Genomic DNA, 24,477 nt, shown 5'->3' on the forward strand with positions numbered 1-24,477 from the left:
TGCGCAGCGAGTGGCACATGCCCGGACGACGGGCGTGCGAGGGCTCCGGGAGGGGTCAGCGACAGCTGGCCGTGGTCGACCGGAGCAGGTCCACGTACAGCCGCCGCACGAGCAGCAGCGTCTTCATACGCAGATCATGAGAACGATTTCGGTCACCCGTCAAAGGCTGGGAAGCGGTTTCTCAGCAGGTGAGACGACGACTGGGTCACACCCGGTGGCTGTCCGACCTGGAGTTACCATCACGGTGGCGGCACCCGACCCGGCATGGTGAGGCCCGATGACGACATCACGCGTGCATACGCTGCCCTTGCCCGGCACGTGGCGCTGTACCGCCGCGCGCTGTCACGGCTGATCCGCCGTCGGCCCGCCGTCTCCGGTCTCCCGCCCGCTCGTCCGGCCCGTCTCGACATCCGGACTTTCCTTCCCTTCACCTGGAGTTGCTCCCATGACGCTGCTGACGACGTGGTCCGAATCCGGCCCCGAGACCCAGCTCCGCCGCACCTCGGACCCCGCCGAGATCGCGGAGTCGCTCAAGCCGCTCGGTGTGCGCTTCGAGCAGTGGCCGATCCGCGAGGACGTGCCGTCCGACGCCGACAGCGAGACCGTGTTCGCCGCCTACGGCGCCGAGATCGACAAGCTGAACGCCGAGGAGGGCTTCACCACGGTCGACGTCCTCGGCCTGCACCCCAGCGACGACCCCGAGTACCCGGCCAGGGCGAAGGCCGCGCGGGAGAAGTTCCTCCAGGAGCACACCCACGACGACGATGACGAGGTCCGCTTCTTCGTCTCCGGCTCCGGCATCTTCTACCTGCACGTGAACGGCGAGGTGCACGCGGTCTTCTGCGAGAAGGGCGACCTGCTGGGCGTGCCGCGCGGCACCACCCACTGGTTCGACATGGGCACGAAGCCGTCGTTCACCGCGATCCGCTTCTTCCACGAGGAGGACGGCTGGATCGGCAGCTTCACCGGATCGACCATCGCGTCCCGCTTCCCCGACTACGACACGATCGCGGCCGGGTACGAGGCGGACAAGGGCGCCGCGTGAGCCTGCCGGTCCCGGCCCTCCGTTTCGACGTGGACGCGGTGGTGCTCGACATCGAGGGCACCACGAGCGCCACGGGCTTCGTCGTGGACGTGCTGTACCCGTACTCGCGCGCCCGCTTCGCGGCCCTGCTCTGCGAGCGGAGCGGTGATCCGGAGGTGGCGCGGGCGGTCGCACAGGTACGCGAGCTGACCGGCGACCCGCACGCCGACCCGGCCGCGGTCGTGAAGACGCTGAACGCCTGGCTCGACGACGACCGCAAGGCGACCCCGCTGAAGACCCTCCAGGGCCTCATCTGGTCCGAGGGCTTCGCCCGCGGCGACCTCGTCTCGCACTTCTACGACGACGTCGTGCCGGCCCTGCGCAGCTGGCACGCGACGGGCCTGCGGCTGTACGTCTACTCGTCCGGTTCGGTGGCGGCCCAGCGGGCGTGGTTCTCCTCGACCCCCGAGGGCGACCTGCTGCCCCTGGTCTCCGGCCTCCACGACACCGAGAACGCCGGTCCCAAGCAGGAGCCGGAGTCCTACCGCCGGATCGCGGAGTCGGCCGGACTGCCGCCCGGACGGCTGCTGTTCCTCTCCGACCGGCCCGGTGAGCTGGACGCGGCCCGTGCGGCCGGCTGGCACACCGTCGGGATCCGGCGTCCCGGAGAGCCGTTTCACCAGCAAGGCGTCGGCGACCACGCGGAAGCGGGCACGTTCGACGAGATCAGCATCAGCACGACCGGGAGCAGCACGTGAGCGCCGACATCACCGCATCCGACCTCCGGGAGGCGGGCGCCGTCCTCGCCGCCGAGTCCGCCCGGTTCGCCTCCTTCGGCTGGATGCGCGGTACGTCCGGCAACCTGTCCGTGGTGCTCTCCCGGGACCCGCTGCGGCTGGCGGTCACCGCGAGCGGCCACGACAAGGGCGAACTGACGCCCGCGGACGTGGTGCTGGTCGACGGACAGGGCACCGCCGTGGGCGAGGGCAGGCCGTCGGCGGAGGCCGAGCTGCACGCGCGGGTGGCCGCGCTGACGGGCGCGGGCGCGGTGGTGCACGTGCACACCGTGGCGTCGGTGGCGATGGGGCACCGGCAGCCGGGCGGGATCGTGTTCAGGGAGCTGGAGATGCTCAAGGGCGTCGGCCAGCCGGCCCATGACGTCGAGGTGACGCTGCCGGTCATCGCCAACAGCCAGGACATGAAGGTCCTCGGTGACCGGCTGGAGGCGGCGCGGGATCCGCGCATGCCCGCGGTGGTCGTCGCCGGGCACGGGCTGTACGTGTGGGGCGCCGATCCGCGGCAGGCCCGGCACCACACGGAAGTCGTGGAATGGCTGCTGGAGTTGGAGCTGACGCGGCGTTGAGCCGGGTACGCCGAGGGCCACGGTCGGCCGACCGTGGCCCTCGGCGTGTTCAGCGCAGCAGATCCCCGGGCAGCTGCCCCGCCGAGACCTCCAGCACGCCCCGCTCGGTCACCAGCCCGGTCACCAGCCGGCCCGGCGTCACGTCGAACGCCGGGTTGTGGCCGCGCGATCCGGCCGGTGCCGTGCGGACGCCCGCCCACTCCAACACCTCGTCCTCGCCGCGGAGTTCGATGTGGATGTCGTCGCCGGTCGGCGTCGCCAGGTCGACCGTGGTCGTCGGTGCCGCCACCAGGAACGGGATCCCGGCGTACGCGCAGGCGAGGGCCACGCCCACCGTGCCCACCTTGTTCGCCGTGTCGCCGTTGGCCGCGATCCGGTCGGCGCCGACGACCGCCGCGTCGATGTCGCCGCGCAGAATGGTGCCGGCGGCGGCCGCGTCGGCCTGGACACAGTGCGGGATGCCCTCCTGGACGAGTTCCCAGGCGGTCAGGCGGGAGCCCTGGAGCAGGGGCCGGGTCTCGTCGGCGTGCACGACCTCCAGGCGGCCACGCGCGTGGAGTTCACGGATGACGCCGAGCGCTGTGCCCCAGCCGGCCGTGGCCAGCGCGCCCGTGTTGCAGTGGGTCAGGATCCGCAGCGGACGGTCCTCGCCGGTCCTCTTCAGCAGCCAGTCGGCGCCGAACGCGCCCATCGCGCGGTTGGCCTCGACGTCCTCGCGCTGGACGGCGGCCGCCTCCGCCAGCACGGCGTCAAGACCCTCGGCGAAGCGGGCCATGACCCGGTCCACGCACACCATCAGGTTGACCGCGGTCGGCCGGGCCTCCCGTATGCGGGCCACGGCCTGACGCACCTGCGTCTCGCTCCAGCCCTCCCGCTCGCCTTCGAGCAGCGCGAGCGCGACACCGTAGGCGCCCGCCGCGCCGATCGCGGGCGCGCCCCGCACCACGAGCCGCTGGATCGCGTCCACCAGAGTGTCCACATCCCGGACGTCCACGGTCTCGGCGCGGTGCGGCAGCAGGGTCTGGTCTATGAGCGTGAGGCCGGTTCCCGTCCAGTCGACGGCGCGCAGTTCCTGGGACATAACGGGACGCTCCTGGGGTGTCGATGGTGCCTGCAACCGTACATGACCTGCGAGAACCACAGTTCGAGACGGATGGGCGGTTGACCGGATCCGGGTGTTACAGTCCAGCACCCGCATTCCACGGGCCGATACCCCCGTTCCGCGGACCGAGACGACGAAGGAGGAACCATGCCGCTGCTCACCCGGCGTCTGTTCCTCGACTTCGGCCGCTGTACCGGCGACTGCTGTCACCGCTGATCCGTCCCCCCCCTCAGCGCACCGTCGTCCGATCACCCACTCTCACGCGCCCACCGCCGAGCGCGCCCTGCCGTATCCGGAAGGTCCCCGATGCACCGCAGACACCGCCGTACCCTCCAGCTGACCGCGCTCGCCGCCGGCACCGTCCTCCTCGCCACCGCCTGCAACGCGGCCGCCAAGAAGGACGCCACCACCACCTCCGCGGGCAGCAGCGGCAAGTCCTTCACCCTGGTCACCCCGGACTCGGTCGGCGAGAACGAGTTCCTGAAGCTGGCCGTCACCGGCATCAAGGACGCGGCGAAGCAGCACGACGGGACCTCGAAGGTCTACGAGTCCACGGACACCGCCTCCCAGCAGCAGAACGTGCAGGCCGCCGTCGACGCCAAGCCGGACGTCATCGTGCTGGTCGGCTTCGAGTTCGCCGACATCGTCGCGCAGCAGGCCGAGAAGAACCCGAAGCAGCAGTTCCTGATGGTCGACGCGTGCACCACCAAGACGTACAAGAACGTCAGTTGCGCGGTCTTCCGCGAGCACGAGGGCGTCTACCTCGCGGGCGCCGAGGCGGGGCTGCTCAGCAGGTCGGGCAAGGTCGGCGCGGTGGACGTGCTCGACACCCCCCAGTTCCGCCGCTACAGCGACCCGTTCGCGGCCGGCGCGAAGAAGGTCGCCGCGAAGACCGAGACCTCCACCCGCTTCGTCGGCGGGCAGTCCCCCTTCGACGACTCCGCCCGCGCCAAGGAACAGGCGAACACCCTGCTGTCCAAGGGCTACGACCAGGTCATGGCGGCCGCCGCGGCCGGCAACTACGGCGTCTTCGAGGCCGCGAAGGCCAAGGGCGCCTTCGCCTACGGCGTCGACGTCAACCAGTGCCCGTCGGCGCCCGGCACCGTCGTCGACAACGTGATCAAGCGCACGGACGTCGCCGTGGAGAAGGGCGTCGAGTCGGTCCTCGGCGGCACGACCGGCACGACCGTGTCGTACGGCCTGAAGGAGGGCGGCATCAGCCTCACCGGACTGGAGGCCGGCGTCGACTCCTCGAAGTGCGTGATCGCCCAGCACAAGGACGTCCTGACGAAGGTCAGGGCGCTGCGTGACCAGATAGTCTCCGGTGAGCTGACGGTCGATGACCCCGCAGCCAAGTGACCTTCCGGCCGGGGCCGTCGAGGCCCCGGCCGTGGAACTCCGCGGCATCACCAAGCAGTTCCCCGGCACGCTCGCCAACGACGCCGTCGACCTGACCGTCCGCCACGGGGAGATCCACGCCCTGATGGGGGAGAACGGCGCCGGCAAGTCCACGCTGATGTCGGTGCTCTACGGGATGGAACGGCCGGACGCCGGTTCCGTGCGCATCGACGGACGCGAGGTGTCCTTCGGCGACCCGGGGGACGCGATGGCCGCCGGGCTCGGCATGGTCCACCAGAGCTTCAAGCTGTTCGAGTCGCTGACCGTCGCCGAGAACGTCGTCTACGCGGCCGAGCCGCGCCGGTTCGGATTCGTGGACCGGGCCGCCGCGCGCGGCCGGGTACGCGAACTCGCCGAGACCCACGGCCTCACCGTCGATCCGGACGCCCGGGTCGGCGACCTCCCGGTGGGCCTGCGCCAGCGCGTGGAGATCCTGAAGCTGCTCCACCGCGGTGCCCGCACCCTCATCCTCGACGAGCCGACCGCGGTGCTCACGCCCGCCGAGGCCGACGCCCTGTTCGCCGTGCTCAAGTCGCTCGCCGCACAGGGCCGCACGGTGATCCTCGTGACGCACAAGCTGCGCGAGGTGCTGGCGGTCAGCGACAACGTCACGGTGCTGCGCGACGGCCGGGTCGCCGCCCGGCTGCGTACCGCGGCGACCAGCGCCGACGAGATCGCGGCCGCGATGACCGGCCGCGCGGTGGAACTGGACCGCGTGCACGCACCCGGTACCTACGGCGAGGTCGTCCTCGGCGTCACCGCACTGAGCGCGGGCGACGCCGTGCGGGAGGTCGACCTCACGGTCCGCGCGGGCGAGATCGTGGGTGTCGCGGGCGTCGCGGGCAACGGACAGAGCGAGCTCGTCGAGGCGCTGGCCGGGCTGCGGCCGGTCACCGCCGGCCGGGTCACCCTCTCCGGCCGGGACGTCACCCACGCCTCGGCGGCCGGCCACCGCGCCGCGGGCCTCGCCTACGTACCCGAGGACCGGCACGCGGTGGGCGCCGCACCCGCCGCCTCCGTCGCGGACAACCTGGCGATGGGCCATCACCGCACCGCGCTGTCCTCCCGGCGCGGCCTGCTGCCGCCCGCCGCGGTACGTGCCCATGCGCGGCGTCTCGTCGAACGCTTCGGCATCAAGGCGGCCGCGCCCGAACTGCCCGCGGCGACGCTCTCCGGCGGCAACCTCCAGAAGCTGCTGATCGGACGCGAACTCGCCCACGAGGCCCCGCTGCTGCTGGTCGAACAGCCCACCCGGGGCGTCGACATCGGCGCCATCCAGAACATCCACGACCAGATCGTGGCCTACCGCGACGCGGGCCACGCCGTCCTGCTGGTCTCGGCCGAGCTCAGCGAGATCCGCGGGCTGTCGGACCGGGTCCTGGTGATGTACGAGGGCCGGGTGACGGCCGCGTACCCGAAGGACGAACTGGACGAACGCACGCTCGGCCTGGCGATGGCCGGCGGCACGACACAGCGGCGCGACGCCGTGCAGGACGGAGACGAAGACTGACATGGCCCGCATACCGGACGTGGCGTGGGCATCGAAGGCACTGCGCTCTCCCGTCACCTTCTCCCTGCTCGCCGGAGTCGTCATCGGCGGGCTGTTCCTGGTCGGCACCGGCGCCGACCCGCTCGCTGCGTACGGCGCCGTCATCACCGGATCCCTCGGGGCCGACGGGATCGACGCCACACTGACCACCCTCACCAGCGTGCTGGGCATGGCACTGGCGCTGGCCGTCCCGCTGCGCGCCGGGCTCGTCAACCTCGGCGGGGACGGGCAGATGGTGCTGGGCGGGATCGCCGCCGCCGTCACCGGGCTGTACTCACCACTGCCCCCGTCCCTCACCACGGTGCTCGCGCTGCTCGCCGGCCTGGCGGCCGGCGGCGCCTACGCCGCGCTCGCGGCCCTGTGCGAGAACCGGCTCGGGGTTCCGCTCCTGGTGAGCAGCCTGTTGCTCAGCTATCCGGCGGTCAGCCTGGCCTCCTACCTGGTCCGCTATCCGCTCAAGGAACCCGGCTCCAGCCTGCCGCAGACCCGCCGGCTGCCCACGGGCGTGGCGCTGCCCGTCCTCGGCTCGTCGACCGTGACGGTGGGGCTGCTGCTGGTGGCACTCGCCGCGGGCGCCTACTGGTTCACCGACTCCCGTACGGCCGTCGGCTACGAGATCCGGATGACCGGTCTCAACCCCCGCTTCTCCGCCTACGCGGGCGTGGACCGCAAGGGCCTGACGCTGCGCCTGATGGCCACCTCCGGGGCGCTGGCCGGGCTCGTCGGCGCGATCGGCGTGCTGAGCTTCCCGTACCGGTTCCTCGACGGCTCGCTCACCTCACCCGGCTACACCTGGACGGGTCTGACCGCCGCGCTGCTCGCGTCCGCCGCCCCGCTGGGCACCCTCCTCGCGTCGTTCTTCTTCGCCGTGCTGCAGGTCGGCGGCCTCGCCATGGAACGCACCACCGAGGTGCCGCGGGAGCTGACGCAGGTGCTCCAGGCCATCGTCATCGTCTTCCTGGCCGCCCGGCTGCGCTTCCCGCGCCGGCGCCCGGCAACAGCCGGCCGGGAACCCGTCACCCAGGGGGAGCCCGCCTGATGTTCCTCGACTCCGATCTGCTCATGTCCGTGCTGCGCGCCCTCACCCCGATCCTGCTGGCCGCGCTCGGCGGCGCGCTGTGCGAGCGCGCGGGCGTCTTCAACATCGGCCTGGAGGGCCTGATGCTGATGGGCTGCTTCACCGCCGTGACCACCAGCTGGTTCACCGGCAGCCCCTGGCTCGGCGTGCTGGCCGCCGCGGCCTCCTCCGCCGCCTACTCGCTGATCCTGGCCGTGGGCGCGGTCACGCTGCGCGGAGACGCGGTGGTCCTCGGCGTGGCCATGAACCTCCTCGCGGCCGGCCTGACCAGCTTCCTGCTCCGTACGGTCTTCGGCGTCCAGGGCACCTTCGACGACCCGAGCCTCGCCGGGCTGCCGCTCGTCGGAGGCTTCTCCCCCCTGACCTATCTGGCGTGGGCCGCCGTCGTGGTCACCGCCGTACTGCTGTCCCGGCACGTGTGGGGACTGCGGCTGCGCGGTGTCGGCGAGGCCCCGGACGCGGCGGCGACGCTCGGCGTGAGCCCGGCCCGGCACAAGTACGCCGCGGTGCTCCTGTCCGGCGTGCTGTGCGGACTCGCCGGGGCCCAACTCGCCCTCGGCAACGTCACGTTGTTCTCCGAGAACATGACCGCCGGGCGCGGCTGGATCGCGGTCGTGGCCGTCATGCTGGGCCGCGCCATGCCCCTCGGCGTGCTGCTCGCCGCGCTGCTGTTCGGCATCGCGGAGGCGGTGGGCTTCCGCCTCCAGGGCCTCGGTCTGCCGCAGCAGGCGACGGACGCGGCGCCCTACGTCGTCACCCTCGGCGCCCTGTTCCTCACCACGGCCCGGCGCCGGGGCCGCACTCCCCGTACCACCGGATCCACCCGTTCCACGCGTTCCACCGACCCTTCCGGAGTCGCCACATGACCCAGGACCTGCTGCCCGTCACCCGCATACCCCGCACCGGCCTGCCGCCCCGTGCCCTGGTCGTGGGTGACCCGGCGCGCGCGGCGGCCGTCGCCGCGCTGCTGGAGGGGGCCGAGGAGATCTCGTACCACCGTGAGTACCGGGTGTTCAGCGGCAGCTGGAAGGGGCTGCCGGTCACCGTCGCCTCGCACGGGGTGGGGGCGCCCGGCGCGATCCTGCTCTTCCAGGAGCTGGCGGACGCCGGCGTCCGCACGCTGCTGCGGTTCGGCACCGCGGGCGCGATGCAGCCCGGGATCCGGGACGGCGACCTCGTCATCGCGGAGGCGGCCGTGCGCGACGACGGCGTGACCCAGCAGCTGCTGCCGCCCGAGTACCCGGCGGTGTCCGCCCCCGAGGCGGTGTTCGCCCTCCAGCGCGCGGCCCGCGAGGCCGCCGCCCCGCACCACCGGGGCATCGTGTGGACCCGGGCCGCCTTCCAGCCGGGACTGCTGCCGCTCGTCGCGTACGACAGGGCCGGTCTCGCCGCCATCGAGATGGAGCTGTCGGCACTGCTGGTGACCGCCTCGCTGCGCGGGCTCGTCGCGGGCGGCGTGCTCGTCGTGGACGGCGCGAACGCGGACGAGCTGGTCGACGAGGAGGCACCTCTGTCGACGGGCAACTACGACCCCCATCGCGAGGTCGTGGTGCGGGGCGTGGAGCGCGGCGCCGTCGTCTCGCTGGAGGCGCTGCGGCTGCTGGCGGCGGAACGGGCCGCGGAAGGGGACTTCGCGTGAGCGTCCCTGCCGACCTCCTGGTGCACGGCGGTGACGTCCTCACGGTCGACGACGCCGGCACCCTCGTACCGGACGGCGCCGTCGCCGTCCGCGACGGCGAGATCCTGGCCGTCGGCCCCGCCGACGCACTGCGTGCCCGCTACACCGCCGCCGACACCCTCGACGCGACCGGCTGCCTGGTCATGCCGGGCCTCGTCAACACCCACACCCATCTGGCGATGACGCTGCTGCGCGGCCGCGCCGACGACGTGACGTTGCAGGGCTTCCTCGAACGGGTGATCCGTTGGGAGGGCGAGCTGCTCTCGCCGGAGAACGTGGCCGCGGCGGTCCGCGTGGCGGTCGCCGAGAGCGTGCGGGCGGGCGTGACCTCCGCCCTGGACATGTACTGGTTCCACGAGGCCGCCGAGCAGGTCGCGCGGGAGTCGGGCTGGCGACTGCACACCGGTCCCACCTTCATGGACGTACCGGACCCGGCCGACGGCATCGCCTACGAGGACCGCCTCGACTGGGCCCGCCGCGACCTGGCGGCGCGCCGGGCCCGCCCCGGCACCCGGCCCGTCCTCTTCGCCCACTCCGCCTACACGCTCGCCCCAAAGCAGCTGACGGACATCGCCGCACTGGCCCGGGAGTTCGGCGCGCTGCTGCACATCCATGCCGCGGAGAACGCCATCGAGGTCGCCACGGTCGAGGTGGCGCACGGCAGACGCCCGGTGGAACTGCTGGACGCGCTCGGGCTGCTCGGCCCCGACCTGCTGGTCGCGCACGCCGTGGACCTGACCGGGCCCGAGATCGTGGCGCTGGCCCGCAGCGGCACCTCGGTCGCCCACTGCCCGGTGTCGAACCTCAAACTCGGCTGCGGCATCGCCCCGGTGCCCAGGCTGCTCAGCGCGGGCGTGACCGTCGGACTCGGCACGGACGGCGCGGTCAGCTCCAACACCCTCGACCTGCTGGGCGCGGTGCGGCAGGCCGCGCTCGTGCACAAGGCGGGCGGTGACCCCACGGCGGTCGGCGCCGAGCAGGCCGTGCGCATGGCGACGATCGAGGGCGCCCGCGCACTCGGCCTCGGCGGGCAGCTGGGTTCCCTGGAACCGGGCAAGCGCGCCGACCTGATCGTGCTGGACCTCGACAGCCCCCATCTCACACCGCGCCACGACAGGTGGTCGATGCTCGCCTACGCCGCCCGGTCCGCCGACGTACGGGACACGGTCGTCGACGGACGCGTGCTGATGCGCGACCGCGTGCTCACCACCCTCGACGAGGCCGCGGCACTGAGGGCCCTGTCCGACCTGGAGGTGCCGGCATGACCGTCACCCGGGGTTTCACCGGACGCTCGCGCGCCGACGACCGCGATCCTCGGCTGCCGCCGGGCCAGTACGACGCGGGGGAGTCCTGGCCCGTGCTGTCCGCGGAGGTCACCCCCGACCTCACGTCCGCCGACTGGACGTTCCGGGTCGACGGCCTGGTGGCCGAGGAGCGCACCTGGTCGTGGGAGGAGGCGCACGCGCTTCCGCGGTCCGGGTACCAGGGGGACATCCACTGCGTCACCAGCTGGTCGAAGTTCGGGGTACGGTTCGGCGGAGTGTCCCTGGACACGTTCCTGGACCTCGCCCGCCCGCTCCGCACGGCCACACACGCCGTCGCCTACGCGCACACCGGATACACCACGAACCTGCCGCTGTCGGACCTGACCGGCGGACGCGCGTGGATCGCCTGGGAGTTCGGCGGCGAGCCGCTGGAGCCCGGACACGGCGGCCCGGCCCGGCTGGTGGTACCCCACCTGTACTTCTGGAAGAGCGTCAAATGGATCGCGGGCCTGCGCATCCTCGACCACGACGAGCCGGGCTTCTGGGAGCAGAACGGCTACCACGCGCGCGGCAACCCCTGGAACGAGGAGCGCTACGCCGGTGACTGAAAGCGCGCCCCCGACCTTCACTCCGGCCACCCGGTTCGCCGTGCCGGGTCGGATCGTCGCGAGCAACCGCGCCGCGGCCGCCTGGCAGTCGGCGCGCCTCGTCGAGGTCCGCCGGGAGACGCCGCGTGCCTCGACGTTCCGGTTCGCCGTGCCGGGCTGGGGCGGCCATCTGCCCGGCCAGCACCTGATGCTGCGCCTGACGGCCGCCGACGGATACGTCGCCCAGCGGCACTACTCCATCGCGTCACCGCCCGGCGACAGCGGCCACGTCGAGCTCACCCTCGACCACGTCGAGGGCGGCGAGGTGTCCGGCTGGTTCCACCGGGTGGCCCGGCCCGGCGACACCGTCGAGGTACGCGGCCCGCTCAGCGGGTTCTTCGCCTGGGCCGGCGACCGGCCCGCGCTGCTGCTCGGCGCCGGCTCCGGCGTCGTACCGCTGATGTCGATGGTCCGCGACCACCGGCTGCGCCGACTGACCGTCCCCGTACGCCTGTTGGTCTCGGCGCGCACTCCCGAGGAGCTGATCTACGCGGACGAGTACGGGGCCGAGACCACCCCCGTCTTCACCCGCACGGGCCCGCCCGGCGTACGGCCCGGCCGCCTGTCGGCCGCCCACCTGGAGCCGTACCTGGCGCAGGCACCGGCCGAGGGCTGGGAGGCGTACGTCTGCGGCTCCAACGCCTTCGCCGAGCACGCCTCCCGGCTGCTCGCCGCGCTGGGCCAGCCCGTGGAACGGATCCGCGTCGAGCGCTTCGGCTGACCTCGGCCTCCGCGAGGAGCACGGGCTCCGGGGCCGGCCGTGGCACCGGCGTGCTCGTCGACGACGCCGGCACCTGTCGCTCACTGATCGGTGGGGAAGAGGGACCGGTTGGCGATGTCGATGATGAAGGGGCCGACGAGCGAGGGGTGACGCTCCACTATCGCCTTCTTGTACGCCTCGCCGTCGTCGCCGAGCAGTTCGCGGGCGTCGGCGAGGTAGCGGCGGACGTCCGCGTAGATCTCGGGGCCGGTGGGCAGGCCGTGGCCGGCGAGGACCGTGTCGAAGCCGGTCTGGGCGGCCAGCAGGTCCAGGGCCCGCTCCCAGCCCTCGATGTCGTTGTTGCCGAGGTAGAGGTGGACGTCGTGGTACACGAGGTCCTGGGCGACCAGGACGCCCTGGTCGGGCAGTTTGACCAGCAGTTCGTCGGCGGCCTCGCCGCCGGAGACGGCCTCCAGGACGAAACGGACGCCGTCGATCACCTCGGTACCCGGGACGAGGTCCACGGTCGGGGTGACGTCGGCGACCGGGATGACCAGGCCGCCGGGCAGCCGGCTGTCGCCGCGCGCGATGATCTGCTCGCGCACCTGGGCCAGCGCGTGGACGGGTACGCCGAACCGGGCGGCGCCGTTGTAGTGGTCGGGGTGCGCGTGGGTGACGATCAGCCGGTCCAGCGGCTTGCCGAGTCCCCGGGCGTAGGCGACGGCCTCGTCGGCGTAGGCCGGGACCAGCTGGGCGTCGATCGCGATGACGCGCGCGGGTGTCTCGATCAGCTGGGTGGTCGCGTGGAAGGTGTCGGCCGGAGACATGTAGCTGTGGATGCGGACCGCACCCTTGTCGAGGACCGTGACCGTGCCGTTCATGGAGGTGCTCCTTGCGGTGCAGGCGGCCCTGCGCCGCCTTGACGACCTCCACTCTCGCCGCGAAACCGCAGGCAGACGAGGTACGCTGAAGACGCGACATGGTAAATCGGCGACATTCGGAGCCCGTGATGCAGTCCGCGGAGCATGACGGCGGTGATGCCTCCCCGGGCGGCGGCATCCTTCGGCTCGACTTCAACCCGCCCGCGGAGCACGTCCCCGGCTTCGAGATCATCGACCTGGCGACCCTGCACGAGCGGCGCCGCCGGGTGCAACGCCGGTCCGACCTGGTGCACCGGGTCGACTTCCACACCCTCACCCTGATCACCGAGGGCAGCGGAGAGCACGCCGTCGACTTCGTGACCCACCCCTGCCGCCCCGGCACCCTGCTCTGGGTCCGTCCCGGCCAGGTGCAGAGTTTCGTGCGGCCGGGCACCGCGAACGGCACACACCTGCTGTTCACGTCCGGGTTCCCGCCCCACACCAGCAGCGCCGACCGGTGGGTCAGGGAGTGGTACGGCCCGGCGTGCTGGCAGTTGGGCGCCCGCCCCGAGTACGCCGTACTCTCCACCCTGCTGGGCCAGTTGCGGGCGGAGTACGACCGGCCGGAGCGGGCCGTGTCCGTCGAGATCCTCCAACTCCTGCTGGCCACCGTGCTGTTGCAGGTCCGCCGGCTGCCCCACCCGGAGGGCGGCGGTGACCCGCAGGCGGGTGGCGAGGTCTACGCCCGCTTCCGCACCGAGCTGGAACTCTCCTACGCCACCACCCGGCGCGCCGCCGACTACGCCCAACGCCTCGGCTACACCGTCAAGACCCTCACCCGTGCCTGTACGGCCGCCACCGGGCAGCCCGTCAAGCATGTGATCGACACCCGTGTCGCCCTGGAGGCCCAGCGCCTGCTCGCCCACACCGACGCACCGGTGGCGACCGTCGCCCGCCGCCTCGGCTTCGTCGAACCCACCAACTTCGGCAAGTTCTTCACCCGCCACACCGGCGTGACCCCCGGCGCCTTCCGACGTACTCATCAGGGCGGACAGCGCCGGGACGTCCTGTCAGACCTGGGCGAGCCGGTCCACCAGTAGCCCGATCCTCCGCCCGGTCTCCTCCGGCGGCAGCCGTCCGGCCCGGGTCAGGGTGGCCAGCCCGTGCAGGGCCGCCCAGAACACCTCGGTGAACAGCCCCGGGTGGACACCGTCCCCGGCGACGTCTTCGAGGTTCTCCAGCAGCGCGGCGAAGGCGTCCTTCAGGGGCTCCGGGGTGTCATCGTGCGCGAACGCCAGGCCGCCGTCGAGCTGGAACATCGCGTCGTAGACCGCAGGGTTGCGCTCGGCGAAGTCGAGGTAGGCGCGGGCGAGGGCGCCGGCCCGGGCGCGCGGACCGTCCGCGGCACGGGCCGCGGCCCGCAGCAGTGCGGCCATCTCGGCGGCCCCCACGAGGGCGACGGCGCCGATGATCTCCCGCTTGCCGCGAAAGTGGCTGTAGAGGACGGGCTGGCTGTACTCGATGCGCTCGGCCAGCCGGCGGGTGGTGACCGCGTCCCAGCCCTGCTGCTCGGCGAGTTCGCGGGCCGTCGCCACGATGAGGCGTTCGCGGCCCGCCCGCTCGCGCTCCTTGCGTTCCTGAACCGACATGATGCGACCCTAGCACTGCTAGACAATCGAGCGACAGCAGTACTAGCGTTGCCTCGTCACCTAGCGGCGCTAGAATCCATGAGGGGTCGTCATGCTCAACGCACTTGAGGTCTTCACCACCGTGGTCGTCGGCGTGATGGTGGGGGTGGAGTTCGCCGTGGCCTTCGTCATCAACCCGATCCTCGACGCACTCCCCGGTGACAGTGCCCAACTCGGCCGCGCCCACGGGGGGCGGATGCTCGGCGCCGTGATGCCGGTCTGGTACATCACCTCGCTCGTCCTCGTCGCGGTCCGGGCCGTCGCCGGACGACACCACCACGGCACCGGCCTCGCCGTCACCGCCGGCGCGCTGCTGGCCGTCAGCGTGCTGATGTCGGTCCTGCTGCTCGTCCCGATCAACAATCGGAGCAGGACATGGACCCCGGAGAACCGCCCCGAGGACTGGAAGGAGCAGATGAACCGCTGGGACCGCTTCCACTACGCCCGCGTCGCCGTGCTCGTCGCCGCCTTCACCCTGCTGGTCGCCGCCCTCGTCTGACCGGCAGGGGTTCAGCTGTGGACGGCCGGCTCCGCCATCAGGTCGGCGAAGTCGCCGAGCATGTGTGCGGTATGTGCGCCACGACCCGTGACGAGTTGAAAGGTTCGGGCCGCGGCGTGCACCAGCAGGCTCCCGCCCTGAAGCGTCGGGCATCCAAGACCCCGCGCTGCCTTCGCGAGCGAGGCCGCGTCCGGGCGGTGGTCGAGGTCGCTGATCCACAGGTCGCTCCGCAGCGACTCGACGAGCGTCCGGGTCAGCCGGTCGGAACTGCCCCCGCTCGGGGGAGCGTTGACGAGTCCGTCGGCCTGCTTCAGGTGATGGTCGAGAGCATCGACCGTGCCGGCCTCGGCGGGCCGCCCCTCCGCGTGCCGGTTCACGGCCGCGGCCAGGGCCGAGGCCCGCGCCTGGTCGGTGTCCACCAAGGTCAGGTGTTCCACGCCGCGCTCGGCGAGTGCGTGGGCGACGGACACACCGGCTCCCGTCGCGCCGACCTGTACGACCCGGGAGAGCCGGGCGCCCGGCAGGCTCCGCCCGAAGGCGGAGGTGAACGCTTCCATGGCGGCGTCGTGGCCGACGGCTCTGCCGTCGGTGCCGAAGACGACGGTGGTGACCGTCCCCGTTCTGGCGGCGGACCGGGACAGCCCGTCCAAGCCGTCGGCCGGTGGGCGAGCGACGGTCGTGGCCACGCTGAGTCCTGAGAACCCGAAGGCTCTGCACTCGTCGAGCAGCGCGCCGAAACCGCGCTCGCCGCGCAGGTGCCGGCACAGGTAGAGCAGTTGATGGCGCTCGGCTTCGCGTCGTTGGAGTTCGGAACTGAGTGGGTACTCGGCTGCCGGTGCAATCAGTCCGACCAGGTACGCGTGCTGGTTCATCCCGGCTCCACACGAGTAATGTACGAACTAGTTCGTTATCCCTATCAGGATCGGCGCGCTGCGGGAAGTGGCGGGGATCCCCCGATCGCGCCCAGGACACACCGCGTCTCCGGTCGGAGGCTGGCAACGGGGGCTCGCATGGGCGGAGTTGTCTCGCCGGACCGGCACCGTTCGCACGACGCCGAGCGGACTCGGCGCGAGATACTCGCGGCAGCCGGAGCGGAGTTCGCTGAAGCCGGGTACGCCGGCGCGCTCATGGACGGGATCGCGGCCCGGACCTCTACCAGCAAGAGGATGATCTACTACTTCGGCAGCAAGGAAGGCTTGTTCACCGCCGTCCTGGAGGCCGCGTACCGCGAAATCCGCCGACAGGAGCAGCTGTTGAACATCCACCGAGGACGCCACCTGTCCCGGTCGCGGCACCTGGCGGACCTGCGGACCCCCGCACTCGCGGTCATCGAACGGATCCTGTGCGGGGGACGGGAGAACGGGCGGATGACCGCCGACGTGGACGCGATCGGCATGCACGCCTTCATCAGCTCGTTCTGTGTCTTCCCGGCGGCCGGGTGCGAGGCGGCGGGCATGTCGGTCGTGGCGGCGTTCACAGCCCCAGGTACACCTCTCGGACCCGCGGGTCGTGGCTGAGCTGTGCGGAGGTGCCGCGCATGGCGACCCGGCCGTTCTCCATGACGACGCAGTGGCTGGTCGCCCCGAAGGTGAGCTTGGCGTTCTGCTCCACCAGGAGCAGACTCAGTCCCTCCTCGCGCAGCCGTAGCAGCACGTCGAGGATGGTGCCGACGAGTTTCGGCGACAGACCCATGGACGGCTCGTCCAGCACGAGCAGCCGCGGACGGGTCATCAGGGCGCGACCGATGGCGAGCATCTGCTGCTGGCCGCCGGACAGCGCCCCCGCCAGTCGCCCGCGCATGTCCCTGAGGACCGGGAAGAGGGTGTAGATCTCGTCGAGCTGCCGGTGGGTGTCCTTGTCCCAGGCCCGTGAGTAGGCGCCCAGGAGAAGGTTCTTCTCGACGGGGAGCCCCGGAAAGACGTGCCGGCCCTCGGGGACGTAGCCGATGCCGTGGCGGACCATGTCGCGGGCCCTGACCCGGGTGAGGTCCTTGTCACCGAGGCGGATGCTGCCGCCGCTGCGCGGGACCAGTCCCATGAGCGCCTTGAGGGTGGAGGTCTTGCCGGCACCGTTGGCGCCGATGATGCCGACGGACTGGCCGGGCTCCACGGTGAAGCCGACGGAGCTGACGGCCTGGACCCCGCCGTAGTGCACGCTCAGTTCCCGCACGCTCAGGCACGCCGCCGCGGTGCTCTCCGCGATGACCTTCATGAGGTCGCCTCCTTCGCACGGTCCGGCCGGTCCGCGGCCTCGGGTGTGTCCATGCCGAGCTCGGCCAGGTCGGACTCGCCCAGATAGGCCTCGATGACCTCCGGCGCCGTGACGACCTCCTGGGGGGTGCCCTCTGCGATGACGTTCCCGCCGGACAGGACGGTGACCTTCTCGCACAGCGACATCACGAGCCCCATGTTGTGCTCGATGAGGATCACGGTGGTTCCGCTGTCCCTGATCGAGCGGACGATGCGGATGAGCTGCTGCACCTCCTCGCCGTTGAGCCCGGCGGCCGGTTCGTCGAGCAGCAGCAGTCTCGGCCGCGCCGCCATGGCGCGGGCGATCTCGATACGGCGCTGGATGCCGTACGGCAGGGAGGTGGGGCCGGCGGCAGCGAAGTCCGCCAGTCCGAAGCGTTCGAGCACCTCGTCCGCCTGCGCCCGCAGCAGGCGTTCGTGCATCCACACCCCCGGCTGCCACAGGGCGTACCGCCAGATCGAGTGCGTGCGGCTGCGGTCGAGTGCGACGAGGACGTTCTCCCGGACGGTCAGCTGACCGAACAGGCGCAGGTTCTGGAACGTGCGGGAGAGCCCGGCCAGCGACAGGGCGTAGGGCCTGGCGGCGGTGGTGTCGTCGCCGACGAGGCGGACCGTGCCCGCGGTCGCCCGGTAGAAGCCGCTGATCACGTTGAACAGCGTCGTCTTGCCGGAGCCGTTGGGACCGACGATGCCCCGGATCTCGCCCTCGTGCACGGCGAGGGACACCCCGTCGAGCGCGCGCAGTCCGCGGAACTGCTTGGTGACGCCTTCCACCGCCAGCAGCACGCCCGCGGTGTCCGGACGCTCGACGGGGGAGTACGGCGTGAAGGGCCGCAGTTCGGCGCGGGCGGTCTCCCGGCCGCGCCACCGCTCGTACCTACCGCGCAGCCGCGCCGGTACACCGGCGAGACCGGTCGGCGCGAAGACGACCATCACCACCACGACGACGCCGTAGCCGAGTTGGGCGTAGGTGGAGAAGTCCGACAGCCATTCCCGCACCAGCGTCAGGCCGATGGCTCCCACCACGCAGCCCACCAGCGAGCGGCGGCCTCCGATGACGACCATCGCCAGCAGGATGAACATGTTGGCGATGGAGAAGGTCTCCGGCGCCACGTAGCGGATGAGGCCCGAGTAGAGGACACCGGCGAGGCCGCCGTAGAGGCTTGCCAGCAGGAAGGCGGTCATCCGCAGGAGCGGGACCTCCGCGCCCGTCGCCCCCGCCGCGAGCGAGTCGTCCCGCATGGCGCGCAGCCGGCGGCCGAGCGAGGTGCGGACAACGAACAGGCCGAAGACGAGGGCGAGGCCGAAGACGACCGCTTCCAGGTAGTAGTAGAGGTACTCGCTGGAGAGATCGACACCGGGCAGAGTCGGGCCGGGGACACCGGAGATGCCGTCGGCGCCGCCGGAGATGTGGGCGTTGGTGATCCAGTTGACGAACCCCAGGGCGAGACCGAGGGTGACGATGCCCAGGTAGTGCGACTGCATCCGCAGGGCCGGGATGCCGACGAACAGGCCGGTGACGACGGTGGCCAGGACGGACAGCAGGGCCGCCGGCCAGAACCCGTACCCGTAGTGGGTGGTGAGGATGGCCACCGAGTAGGCGCCGACGCCGAAGAACGCGACCTGGGCGAGGTTGATCTGGCCCGAGACGCCCATGGCCAGGCCCATCCCGATCGCCAGCAAGGCGTAGATGAGAGCGATGTCCACGACGTGGATCGTGTAGCTGCCCAGACCGTAGGGGAGCGCCCAGGCGGCCACGACGACCGCACCGGTCGTGGCGATGCGGGTCCTCATGCGCGGCTGACCGTCCTCTCGCCGAAGATGCCCGTGGGCCGGACCATGATGGCCACGGTGAAGACCAGGAAGGTGACCAGGACCGAGTAGCCCTGGAAGTGGCCGGCGGCGTAGGAGTCGAGAACGCCGATGGCGATGCCGCCCACCACCGCGCCCTGGACGGAGCCGAAGCCGCCGAGCATGGCGGCGGCGAAGCCCTTGATGCCGAGCGCCCCGCCGAGGGAGGCGTCGACGTAGAGCATGGGCCCGACCAGACCGCCCGCGAGGGCGGCCAGTCCGGCACCGATGGCGAAGGCGAGGGCGTTGCTGCGGCCCACGTCGATCCCCACCGCGGTGGCCGCCTCGTGGTCCATCGCGACCGCCTGCATGGCCGCGCCCCGCTTGGTGCGGGAGAGGAAGAGGGCCAGGGCGACGACCGCGACCGCGGTGACGGCCATGACCAGCAGGTCGTAGGTGCGTACCCGGATGCCGAGGATGTCCAGGGGCGCGGCGTGCAGGGGTGAGGGGACGGCGCGGCCGGTGGTGCCCCAGATGAGGACGGCGACCGCCTGGAGCACGATGCCGAAGCCGATCGTGCCGATGAGCATGAGGTCGAAGTCCTTGTTCTCCAGCGGGCGCAGCACACGTTCGATGACCAGGCCGATGACCCCGGTGACCACGATGGCCGTCACCATGGCCGCGGCGAAGGGGAGCTTCGCGGTCAGGTAGAACGTGGAGGCCGCGTAGGCACCGATCATGGCGATGTCCGCGTGCGCGAAGTTGACCAGTCCCATCGTGCGGTAGACGAGGGAGAAGCCCATCGCGACCAGGGCGTAGACGGCTCCCAGGCTCAGGCCGCCGACGAGTGTCTGGAGGGTGTCCTGCACGTCGTCCTCACTTCTGCCTGACGAGCGCGCCGGAGGTGATGACGCCGATGCTGGTCCTGGTGATGCCGACGCCGTCGGTGCCGTACCGGAACTGCCCCAGCAGGCCGTCGTAGGCGGTGGAGCGGATCGCGTCGGCGAGCTTCCTGCCGGTGGCCACCTTGCTGTTCTTCAGCGCGGTCAGCAGGATGTTGGTGCCGTCGTAGGCCTTGGCGCCGTGGAGCTCGGCGTCCTCGCCGTAGGCGGCCTTGTAGGCGGCGGCGAACTTCTGCGCGGCGGGGCCGGAGTCGTTGCTCAGGTAGGGGGAGCTGACGATGGTGCCCTCCACGGCGGCCTTGCCCGCGGTGTCGGCGAAGACGGGCGTGCCCTGCGGGGCGGCGCCCGCGAAGGGGACGGTGATGCCGAGGTCGCGGGCCTGCTTGACGATGAGGCCGGCCTCGACCTCCTCCGAGCCGATGAACACCACCTGCGGCTTCGTCGCGCGGATCTTGGTGAGGGCGGCGCTGAAGTCCTTCTGGTCGGTGGTGACGACCTGGTCGGTGACGGGGGTGACGCCGAGGTCCTTGGCGGCCTTGGTGAAGGCGTCGTGCTCACCGGCGCCGTAGGAGCCGTTGTTCGTGATCATCGCGATCTTCTTGTAGCCCTTTTCCTGGATCAGGTACTTGGCCAGCGTGGTGTCGTACGTGGTGCTGGTGGGGCCGTTGAGGAAGAGGAACTCGCTCTTGAGAGCGACCAGGCCGTCGGACTGTCCCGAGGTGATGTTGGGGATGCCCTCCTGCTTCAGCACGGGCGCCATGGCGATGGTGACCGCGCTCTCGGAGGTGCCGATCATCGCGATGTACTTCTCGCTGGAGATCTTGCGGGCCAGGTTGGTGCCCGTGGTGGGGTCGCCCTGGTCGTCGAAGGACTTCAGCTGGATCCTGCGGCCGTTGATGCCGCCCTTCTTGTTCCACTCGTCCACGGCGAGCTTGGCGCCCTTGAACTCCCAGTCGCCCAGCGAGGACAGCTGGCCGCTGCGGGCGTCCACGACGGCGATCTTGATGGGGCCCGAGTCGGAACTGCCGGCCTTGTCGGAGCCGCCGGGCGCGCTGCACGCGGTCAGGGCCGCGGCCGAGGCGATGGCGGCGGCGAGCAGGGTGCGTGGGGCCAAAGGCTGGGCGATGCGGTACATGCGGGTCACCTCGTCGGTGTCGGTGGAATGGCAGGCAGGGGTGTGGGGAGGCGACGCGAGCTGTGCCGACCCGTGGTGCCGGGGCCGGCAGCGGGTGCACGAGCGGGGATCAGACGGCGTCGGCCGGGAAGCGGCCGGCGTAGATGTCCTTGATGTTCCAGTGCCCCGGGGTGGGCACCGGTTCGTTGACCATGGGGACGTCGAGCACGGCCGGGCGCCGGGCCGCGACGGCGTCTTCGAGCGCCTTGCGCAGGTCGCCCGGCGCGTTGACGGTGTAGCCGTCGGCGCCGCAGGACTCGCCGTACCGGGCGAAGTCGGGACTGTAGGGCCGGCCCTCGGCGTCGGTGAACTCGCAGCCGTGGGAGCGGCCGAAGGACGAGGCCTGAAGGTCGGCGATGGTGCCGTGGGCGCGGTTGTTCATCACCACGAAGATGACGGGCGCGCCCTGTTCCACGGCCATGGGGAGCGCGGGGAGCTGGGCGCTCATGCCGCCGTCGCCGATGAGGGCGACCACGACGCGCTCGGGCCGGGCGATCTGCACGCCGACCGCGGCGGCCGGTCCGAAGCCCATGGTGGAGGCGCCTCCCGGAGTGATGAAGCGGCCCGCCTCGGGCAGTTCGTAGCACTGCGCGACACCGTTCTTGTTCCAGCCGACGTCGGTGACCAGGATCGCGTCGTCGGGCAGGGCCTCGCGCAGGTCGGCCAGGATGCGCTGGGGCCGCAGCGGGAAGTCGTCGCTGCGACCGGCCTCGCGGGCCGCCTCGAACACGCCGGTCCGTGCGGCGGCGATGCTCTCGCGCAGGCCGGGACGGGAGACGGGCGTGCCCTGGCGGGCCCGGACCGCCGCGCCGATCTTCTCCAGGGCGAGCTCCACATCCGCCACGGCACCGATGTGCACGGGGTAGTTGCGGCCGATCTCGGCGGGGTCGATGTCGATCTGCAGCAGCCTGCTCGGCGGGAAGTTCCATGTGTAGGCGCTGTCCCACGAGCTGGCATCGGTCTCGGCGAAGCGGGTGGCCAGCGCCAGAACGACATCGGCGCCCCTGGTGCGTTCGTGGGTGCTCTCCAGCCCCCAGAAGCCGGGCATGCCCAGCAGCAGCGGATGCCGGTCGGACACGACGCCCTTGCCCATCAGAGAGTGGGCGAGCGGGATGTCCAGGTGCTCGGCGAGTGCCAGCAGCCCGGCGCGTGCGCGGGGGCTGCGCAGACCGCCGCCGAAGTAGATCAACGGGCGTTCGGCCGCGAGCAGTTCCTCGGCGAGCTGTCCGGCGGTCGCCTCGTCCAGGCCCGGCCGGCCGAGGTGGCCGGGCAGTGGATGGGTACCGTCGTAGGGCGCGACCGGCCGGTTGAACAGGTCCATCGGGATGTTGATCAGAACGGCGCCGGGGCGTCCGCTGGTGGCGGTGAAGAAGGCCCGCTCGGTGGCGCGGGGGAGATCCTGGACCCGCTGGACCTCCCAGGTGCGCTTGCAGAAGGGCCGGTAGATCGCCGTCTGGTCGGCGTCGGCGTGGAGGTTGACCTCCTGGTGCGGGTGCCGGCCGTAGTAGTAGGAGGGGATGTCGCCGGTGATGACGACCAGCGGCACGGAGTCCAGGGCCGCGGTGGCGACGCCGGTGACGGCGTTCATCATGCCCGGCCCCACATGGGTGAGCAGTACTCCGGGGCGGCCGGTGGCCCGGGAGTAGCCGTCGGCGGCGTGCGCGGCGGCCTGCTCGTGCCGGGCGATGACGAATCGGACCGAGCTGGGACCGAGAGCGTCGAGAAGGGCGATGTTGGTGTGCCCACAGGTCCCGAAGACGTACTCGACACCGTAGGACTCCAGCTGGGCGACGAGGGCTTCGGCGGCGGTCACGGTGGTCACGGGATCTCCTTGGGCAGCTCGCGGCTGTCGCCCCAGACGGACAGTCCGCGCAGGACGAGGGTCTTGACCACGGTGTAGTCCTCGATGAGCCAGCGAGGGGCCTCACGGCCGAAGCCGGAGTCCTTCACACCGCCGAACGGCACGTGGTCGAGGCGGAAGTTGGAGCTCCCGTTCACGATCAGTCCGCCGACCTCCAGGCGCCGCCAGGCGGTGAGGACGCGGGTGATGTCGTGGGTGAACAGGCCGGCCTGCAGTCCGTACCGGCTGGCGTTGCACTGCTCCAGGACGCCGTCGAAGTCGTCGAAGGGGATGACGGCGACCAGCGCGCCGAACACCTCGTGGACGACGACGGAGGCGTGCGGGGGAGGGTCGGCGACGATGGTCGGGGCTGCGGTGGCACCGTCTCGGGTGCCGCCGCGGATCACGCTCGCGCCCAGCTGACGCGCCTCGCTCGACCAGGTGACCACGCGCTCGGCCGCGTTCTCGTCGACCATGGAGCCCACGTCGGTGCCGTCGTCGAGCGGATCACCGACGACGAGCGCGTCGACCGCCGCGGTGAAGGCGTCCAGGAAGTCGGCGTAGCGCGAGCGGTGGACGTACACGCGCTGGACGGAGATACAGCTCTGACCGGAGTTGCTGTATCCGGTGCGGGCACAGATCAGGGCTGCCGCCGCGGCGTCGGCGTCCTCGCACACGATCGTGGCGGCGTTGCCGCCCAGTTCGAGCGCGAGTCGTTTGCGCCCCGCGGCGCGTGCCACGGCGGTACCCGTGTCGGCACTGCCGGTGAAGCTGATGACGCTGACCGGATCGGCGGCGCACAGGGCGGCACCGACGTCACCTCCGCCGTGCAGCAGCTGGACCGCCTGGTGGGGCATGCCGCTGTCGAGGAGCAGGGCCACGACGGCGGCCGAGGTGGCCGGTGCCTGCGGCGGAGCCTTGACCAGGGTGGTGTTGCCGGCCGCGAAGGAGGCGCCGAGCTTGTGGGCGAGGAGGTTGGCCGGCGCGTTGAACGGTGTGATGGCGAGGGCCACTCCGGCGGGCGCCCGGTAGGTGAAGGCGGTGTTGCCGATGCCGGTGTTCCAGCCGGCCACGGGCAGCGTCTCGCCGTCGATACCGCGAGCCTCGGCCGCGCAGACCGCGAACGTGGAGGCCACTCGGTCGATCTCGGTGCGGCTGTCCTTGACGGGTTTGCCCAGCTCAAGGGCGAGCAGGCGGGCGAGCCGGTCGCGGTGGGCGAGCGTGTCGCGGGAGGCGGTCTCCAGGATGTCGGCCCGTGCGGCGGGCGCGAGGCCGGCCATCTGCCGTGCGTAGCCGCCGGCCTGCTCGACCGCGGTGTCGATCTCGCGCCGGGTGGCGGCAGGGGCACGGCTGACGGTGCGCCTCAGGTACGGGCCGGTGCGCTCCGTGGGAGGGCCGTCGCCGCGCCAGCGTCCGGCGATGTAGGGGAGTGCCTCGACCACGGCGCTCTGGTCGGCGGCCTTGAGGAGGTCTTGCAGCATCACATCTCCAGAAAAAACCATCTGATGGTTTCCATGGACTGCTCTGTGGACTGGCGTGTAACGTACGGGCGCCGAGAGGCCGTGGCAATAGGTCGGCGTGAGGAAGTTGAAACCAGCGGTTTTCGAACGGAGCCCGCTTGTTAGAAGCTGTCCGCCTTGAGTGCCGCACCGGAGAACGGGTCGAGCGGC

At 71.7% G+C, this 24,477-nt stretch carries 24 protein-coding genes; 14 read left to right on the forward strand and 10 right to left on the reverse strand.

What is annotated here, in order from left to right; translation table 11 throughout:
• The first annotated feature begins 445 nt into the window (after window positions 1–445).
• Genes IEZ11_RS08140 through mtnB form a run of 3 tightly spaced genes read left to right on the forward strand, consistent with a single transcriptional unit; the run spans window position 446 to window position 2,387 of the window.
• Window positions 446–1,045, forward strand: coding sequence for a 1,2-dihydroxy-3-keto-5-methylthiopentene dioxygenase (locus IEZ11_RS08140; RefSeq protein WP_189261937.1), 600 nt, complete (start codon window positions 446–448; stop codon window positions 1,043–1,045).
• A 2-nt stretch (window positions 1,046–1,047) separates the two neighbouring features.
• On the forward strand, window positions 1,048–1,782 hold the full coding sequence (mtnC, locus tag IEZ11_RS08145) for an acireductone synthase (protein ID WP_373294875.1): 735 nt from the start codon (window positions 1,048–1,050) through the stop codon (window positions 1,780–1,782).
• The gene (gene mtnB, locus IEZ11_RS08150; RefSeq protein ID WP_189261939.1) at window positions 1,779–2,387 is read left to right on the forward strand and encodes a methylthioribulose 1-phosphate dehydratase; all 609 of its coding nucleotides are present in this window, start codon (window positions 1,779–1,781) and stop codon (window positions 2,385–2,387) included. Before mtnC ends, mtnB begins: the two co-directional genes overlap by 4 nt.
• A gap of 49 nt (window positions 2,388–2,436) precedes the next feature.
• On the opposite strand, the gene mtnA is transcribed toward mtnB, so the two are convergent.
• Window positions 2,437–3,468: an S-methyl-5-thioribose-1-phosphate isomerase gene (gene mtnA / locus IEZ11_RS08155; RefSeq protein ID WP_189261940.1), complete on the reverse strand. Its 1,032-nt coding sequence runs from the start codon at window positions 3,466–3,468 to the stop codon at window positions 2,437–2,439.
• 327 nt (window positions 3,469–3,795) lie between these two features.
• Here mtnA and IEZ11_RS08160 point away from each other — a divergent pair, with 327 nt between their 5' ends.
• The 8 genes from IEZ11_RS08160 to IEZ11_RS08195 are packed head-to-tail and all read left to right on the forward strand — an operon-like array spanning window position 3,796 to window position 11,825.
• Window positions 3,796–4,848 (forward strand): BMP family ABC transporter substrate-binding protein, encoded by a 1,053-nt coding sequence (locus tag IEZ11_RS08160; protein WP_189261941.1) that lies wholly within the window; start codon window positions 3,796–3,798, stop codon window positions 4,846–4,848.
• On the forward strand, window positions 4,829–6,397 hold the full coding sequence (locus IEZ11_RS08165; protein WP_189261942.1) for an ABC transporter ATP-binding protein: 1,569 nt from the start codon (window positions 4,829–4,831) through the stop codon (window positions 6,395–6,397). The genes IEZ11_RS08160 and IEZ11_RS08165 overlap by 20 nt, the downstream gene beginning before the upstream one ends.
• Before the next feature lies 1 nt (window position 6,398).
• On the forward strand, window positions 6,399–7,475 hold the full coding sequence (locus IEZ11_RS08170; RefSeq protein WP_189261943.1) for an ABC transporter permease: 1,077 nt from the start codon (window positions 6,399–6,401) through the stop codon (window positions 7,473–7,475).
• The gene (locus tag IEZ11_RS08175; protein WP_189261944.1) at window positions 7,475–8,380 is read left to right on the forward strand and encodes an ABC transporter permease; all 906 of its coding nucleotides are present in this window, start codon (window positions 7,475–7,477) and stop codon (window positions 8,378–8,380) included. Before IEZ11_RS08170 ends, IEZ11_RS08175 begins: the two co-directional genes overlap by 1 nt.
• Window positions 8,377–9,153, forward strand: coding sequence for a nucleoside phosphorylase (locus tag IEZ11_RS08180; RefSeq protein ID WP_189261945.1), 777 nt, complete (start codon window positions 8,377–8,379; stop codon window positions 9,151–9,153). The genes IEZ11_RS08175 and IEZ11_RS08180 overlap by 4 nt, the downstream gene beginning before the upstream one ends.
• A complete protein-coding gene (locus tag IEZ11_RS08185) occupies window positions 9,150–10,457 on the forward strand; it encodes an amidohydrolase (protein ID WP_189261946.1) in 1,308 nt (435 codons plus the stop codon). Before IEZ11_RS08180 ends, IEZ11_RS08185 begins: the two co-directional genes overlap by 4 nt.
• Entirely contained in the window at window positions 10,454–11,065 is a 612-nt protein-coding gene (locus IEZ11_RS08190) for a sulfite oxidase-like oxidoreductase (RefSeq protein WP_189261947.1), read from the forward strand. Before IEZ11_RS08185 ends, IEZ11_RS08190 begins: the two co-directional genes overlap by 4 nt.
• Window positions 11,058–11,825: a ferredoxin reductase gene (locus IEZ11_RS08195; protein WP_189261948.1), complete on the forward strand. Its 768-nt coding sequence runs from the start codon at window positions 11,058–11,060 to the stop codon at window positions 11,823–11,825. The genes IEZ11_RS08190 and IEZ11_RS08195 overlap by 8 nt, the downstream gene beginning before the upstream one ends.
• 80 nt (window positions 11,826–11,905) lie before the next feature.
• Here IEZ11_RS08195 and IEZ11_RS08200 read toward each other — a convergent pair whose 3' ends face one another.
• Entirely contained in the window at window positions 11,906–12,685 is a 780-nt protein-coding gene (locus tag IEZ11_RS08200; RefSeq protein ID WP_189261949.1) for an MBL fold metallo-hydrolase, read from the reverse strand.
• Window positions 12,686–12,813: 128 nt separating this feature from the next.
• Here IEZ11_RS08200 and IEZ11_RS08205 point away from each other — a divergent pair, with 128 nt between their 5' ends.
• A complete protein-coding gene (locus tag IEZ11_RS08205; protein ID WP_189261950.1) occupies window positions 12,814–13,764 on the forward strand; it encodes an AraC family transcriptional regulator in 951 nt (316 codons plus the stop codon).
• Here IEZ11_RS08205 and IEZ11_RS08210 read toward each other — a convergent pair.
• Complete coding sequence (locus IEZ11_RS08210) at window positions 13,735–14,313, reverse strand: TetR/AcrR family transcriptional regulator (protein WP_189261951.1); 579 nt, start codon at window positions 14,311–14,313, stop codon at window positions 13,735–13,737. The genes IEZ11_RS08205 and IEZ11_RS08210 overlap by 30 nt on opposite strands.
• A gap of 91 nt (window positions 14,314–14,404) precedes the next feature.
• On the opposite strand from IEZ11_RS08210, the gene IEZ11_RS08215 reads away from it, so the two are divergent.
• Window positions 14,405–14,851, forward strand: a complete 447-nt coding sequence (locus IEZ11_RS08215) for an anthrone oxygenase family protein (RefSeq protein ID WP_189261952.1) — start codon at window positions 14,405–14,407, stop codon at window positions 14,849–14,851.
• Window positions 14,852–14,862: 11 nt separating this feature from the next.
• Here the strand turns inward: IEZ11_RS08215 and IEZ11_RS08220 are convergent, their stop codons facing one another.
• A complete protein-coding gene (locus IEZ11_RS08220) occupies window positions 14,863–15,723 on the reverse strand; it encodes a shikimate dehydrogenase (RefSeq protein ID WP_189261953.1) in 861 nt (286 codons plus the stop codon).
• Between the two features lie 138 nt (window positions 15,724–15,861).
• Between IEZ11_RS08220 and IEZ11_RS08225 the strand changes: the two genes are divergently transcribed.
• Window positions 15,862–16,368 carry a TetR/AcrR family transcriptional regulator gene (locus IEZ11_RS08225; protein WP_189261954.1) on the forward strand — a complete coding sequence of 169 codons (507 nt, stop codon included), beginning with the start codon at window positions 15,862–15,864 and terminating at the stop codon, window positions 16,366–16,368.
• Here the strand turns inward: IEZ11_RS08225 and IEZ11_RS08230 are convergent.
• The 6 genes from IEZ11_RS08230 to IEZ11_RS08255 form a co-directional block, all read right to left on the reverse strand.
• Window positions 16,325–17,062, reverse strand: a complete 738-nt coding sequence (locus IEZ11_RS08230) for an ABC transporter ATP-binding protein (RefSeq protein WP_189261955.1) — start codon at window positions 17,060–17,062, stop codon at window positions 16,325–16,327. The two genes, IEZ11_RS08225 and IEZ11_RS08230, sit on opposite strands and share 44 nt — an antisense overlap.
• The gene (locus IEZ11_RS08235) at window positions 17,059–18,894 is read right to left on the reverse strand and encodes a branched-chain amino acid ABC transporter ATP-binding protein/permease (protein ID WP_189261956.1); all 1,836 of its coding nucleotides are present in this window, start codon (window positions 18,892–18,894) and stop codon (window positions 17,059–17,061) included. The genes IEZ11_RS08230 and IEZ11_RS08235 overlap by 4 nt, the downstream gene beginning before the upstream one ends.
• Window positions 18,891–19,760, reverse strand: coding sequence for a branched-chain amino acid ABC transporter permease (locus tag IEZ11_RS08240; RefSeq protein WP_189261957.1), 870 nt, complete (start codon window positions 19,758–19,760; stop codon window positions 18,891–18,893). The genes IEZ11_RS08235 and IEZ11_RS08240 overlap by 4 nt, the downstream gene beginning before the upstream one ends.
• Before the next feature lie 7 nt (window positions 19,761–19,767).
• Window positions 19,768–20,928 carry an ABC transporter substrate-binding protein gene (locus IEZ11_RS08245; protein ID WP_189261958.1) on the reverse strand — a complete coding sequence of 387 codons (1,161 nt, stop codon included), beginning with the start codon at window positions 20,926–20,928 and terminating at the stop codon, window positions 19,768–19,770.
• Between the two features lie 109 nt (window positions 20,929–21,037).
• Window positions 21,038–22,789: a thiamine pyrophosphate-binding protein gene (locus IEZ11_RS08250; protein WP_229712872.1), complete on the reverse strand. Its 1,752-nt coding sequence runs from the start codon at window positions 22,787–22,789 to the stop codon at window positions 21,038–21,040.
• Window positions 22,786–24,288 (reverse strand): aldehyde dehydrogenase family protein, encoded by a 1,503-nt coding sequence (locus IEZ11_RS08255; RefSeq protein ID WP_189261959.1) that lies wholly within the window; start codon window positions 24,286–24,288, stop codon window positions 22,786–22,788. The genes IEZ11_RS08250 and IEZ11_RS08255 overlap by 4 nt, the downstream gene beginning before the upstream one ends.
• Window positions 24,289–24,477: the final 189 nt, after the last annotated feature.

Source organism: Streptomyces fuscichromogenes, from assembly GCF_014645815.1.
GTDB classification, from domain to species: domain Bacteria; phylum Actinomycetota; class Actinomycetes; order Streptomycetales; family Streptomycetaceae; genus Streptomyces; species Streptomyces fuscichromogenes.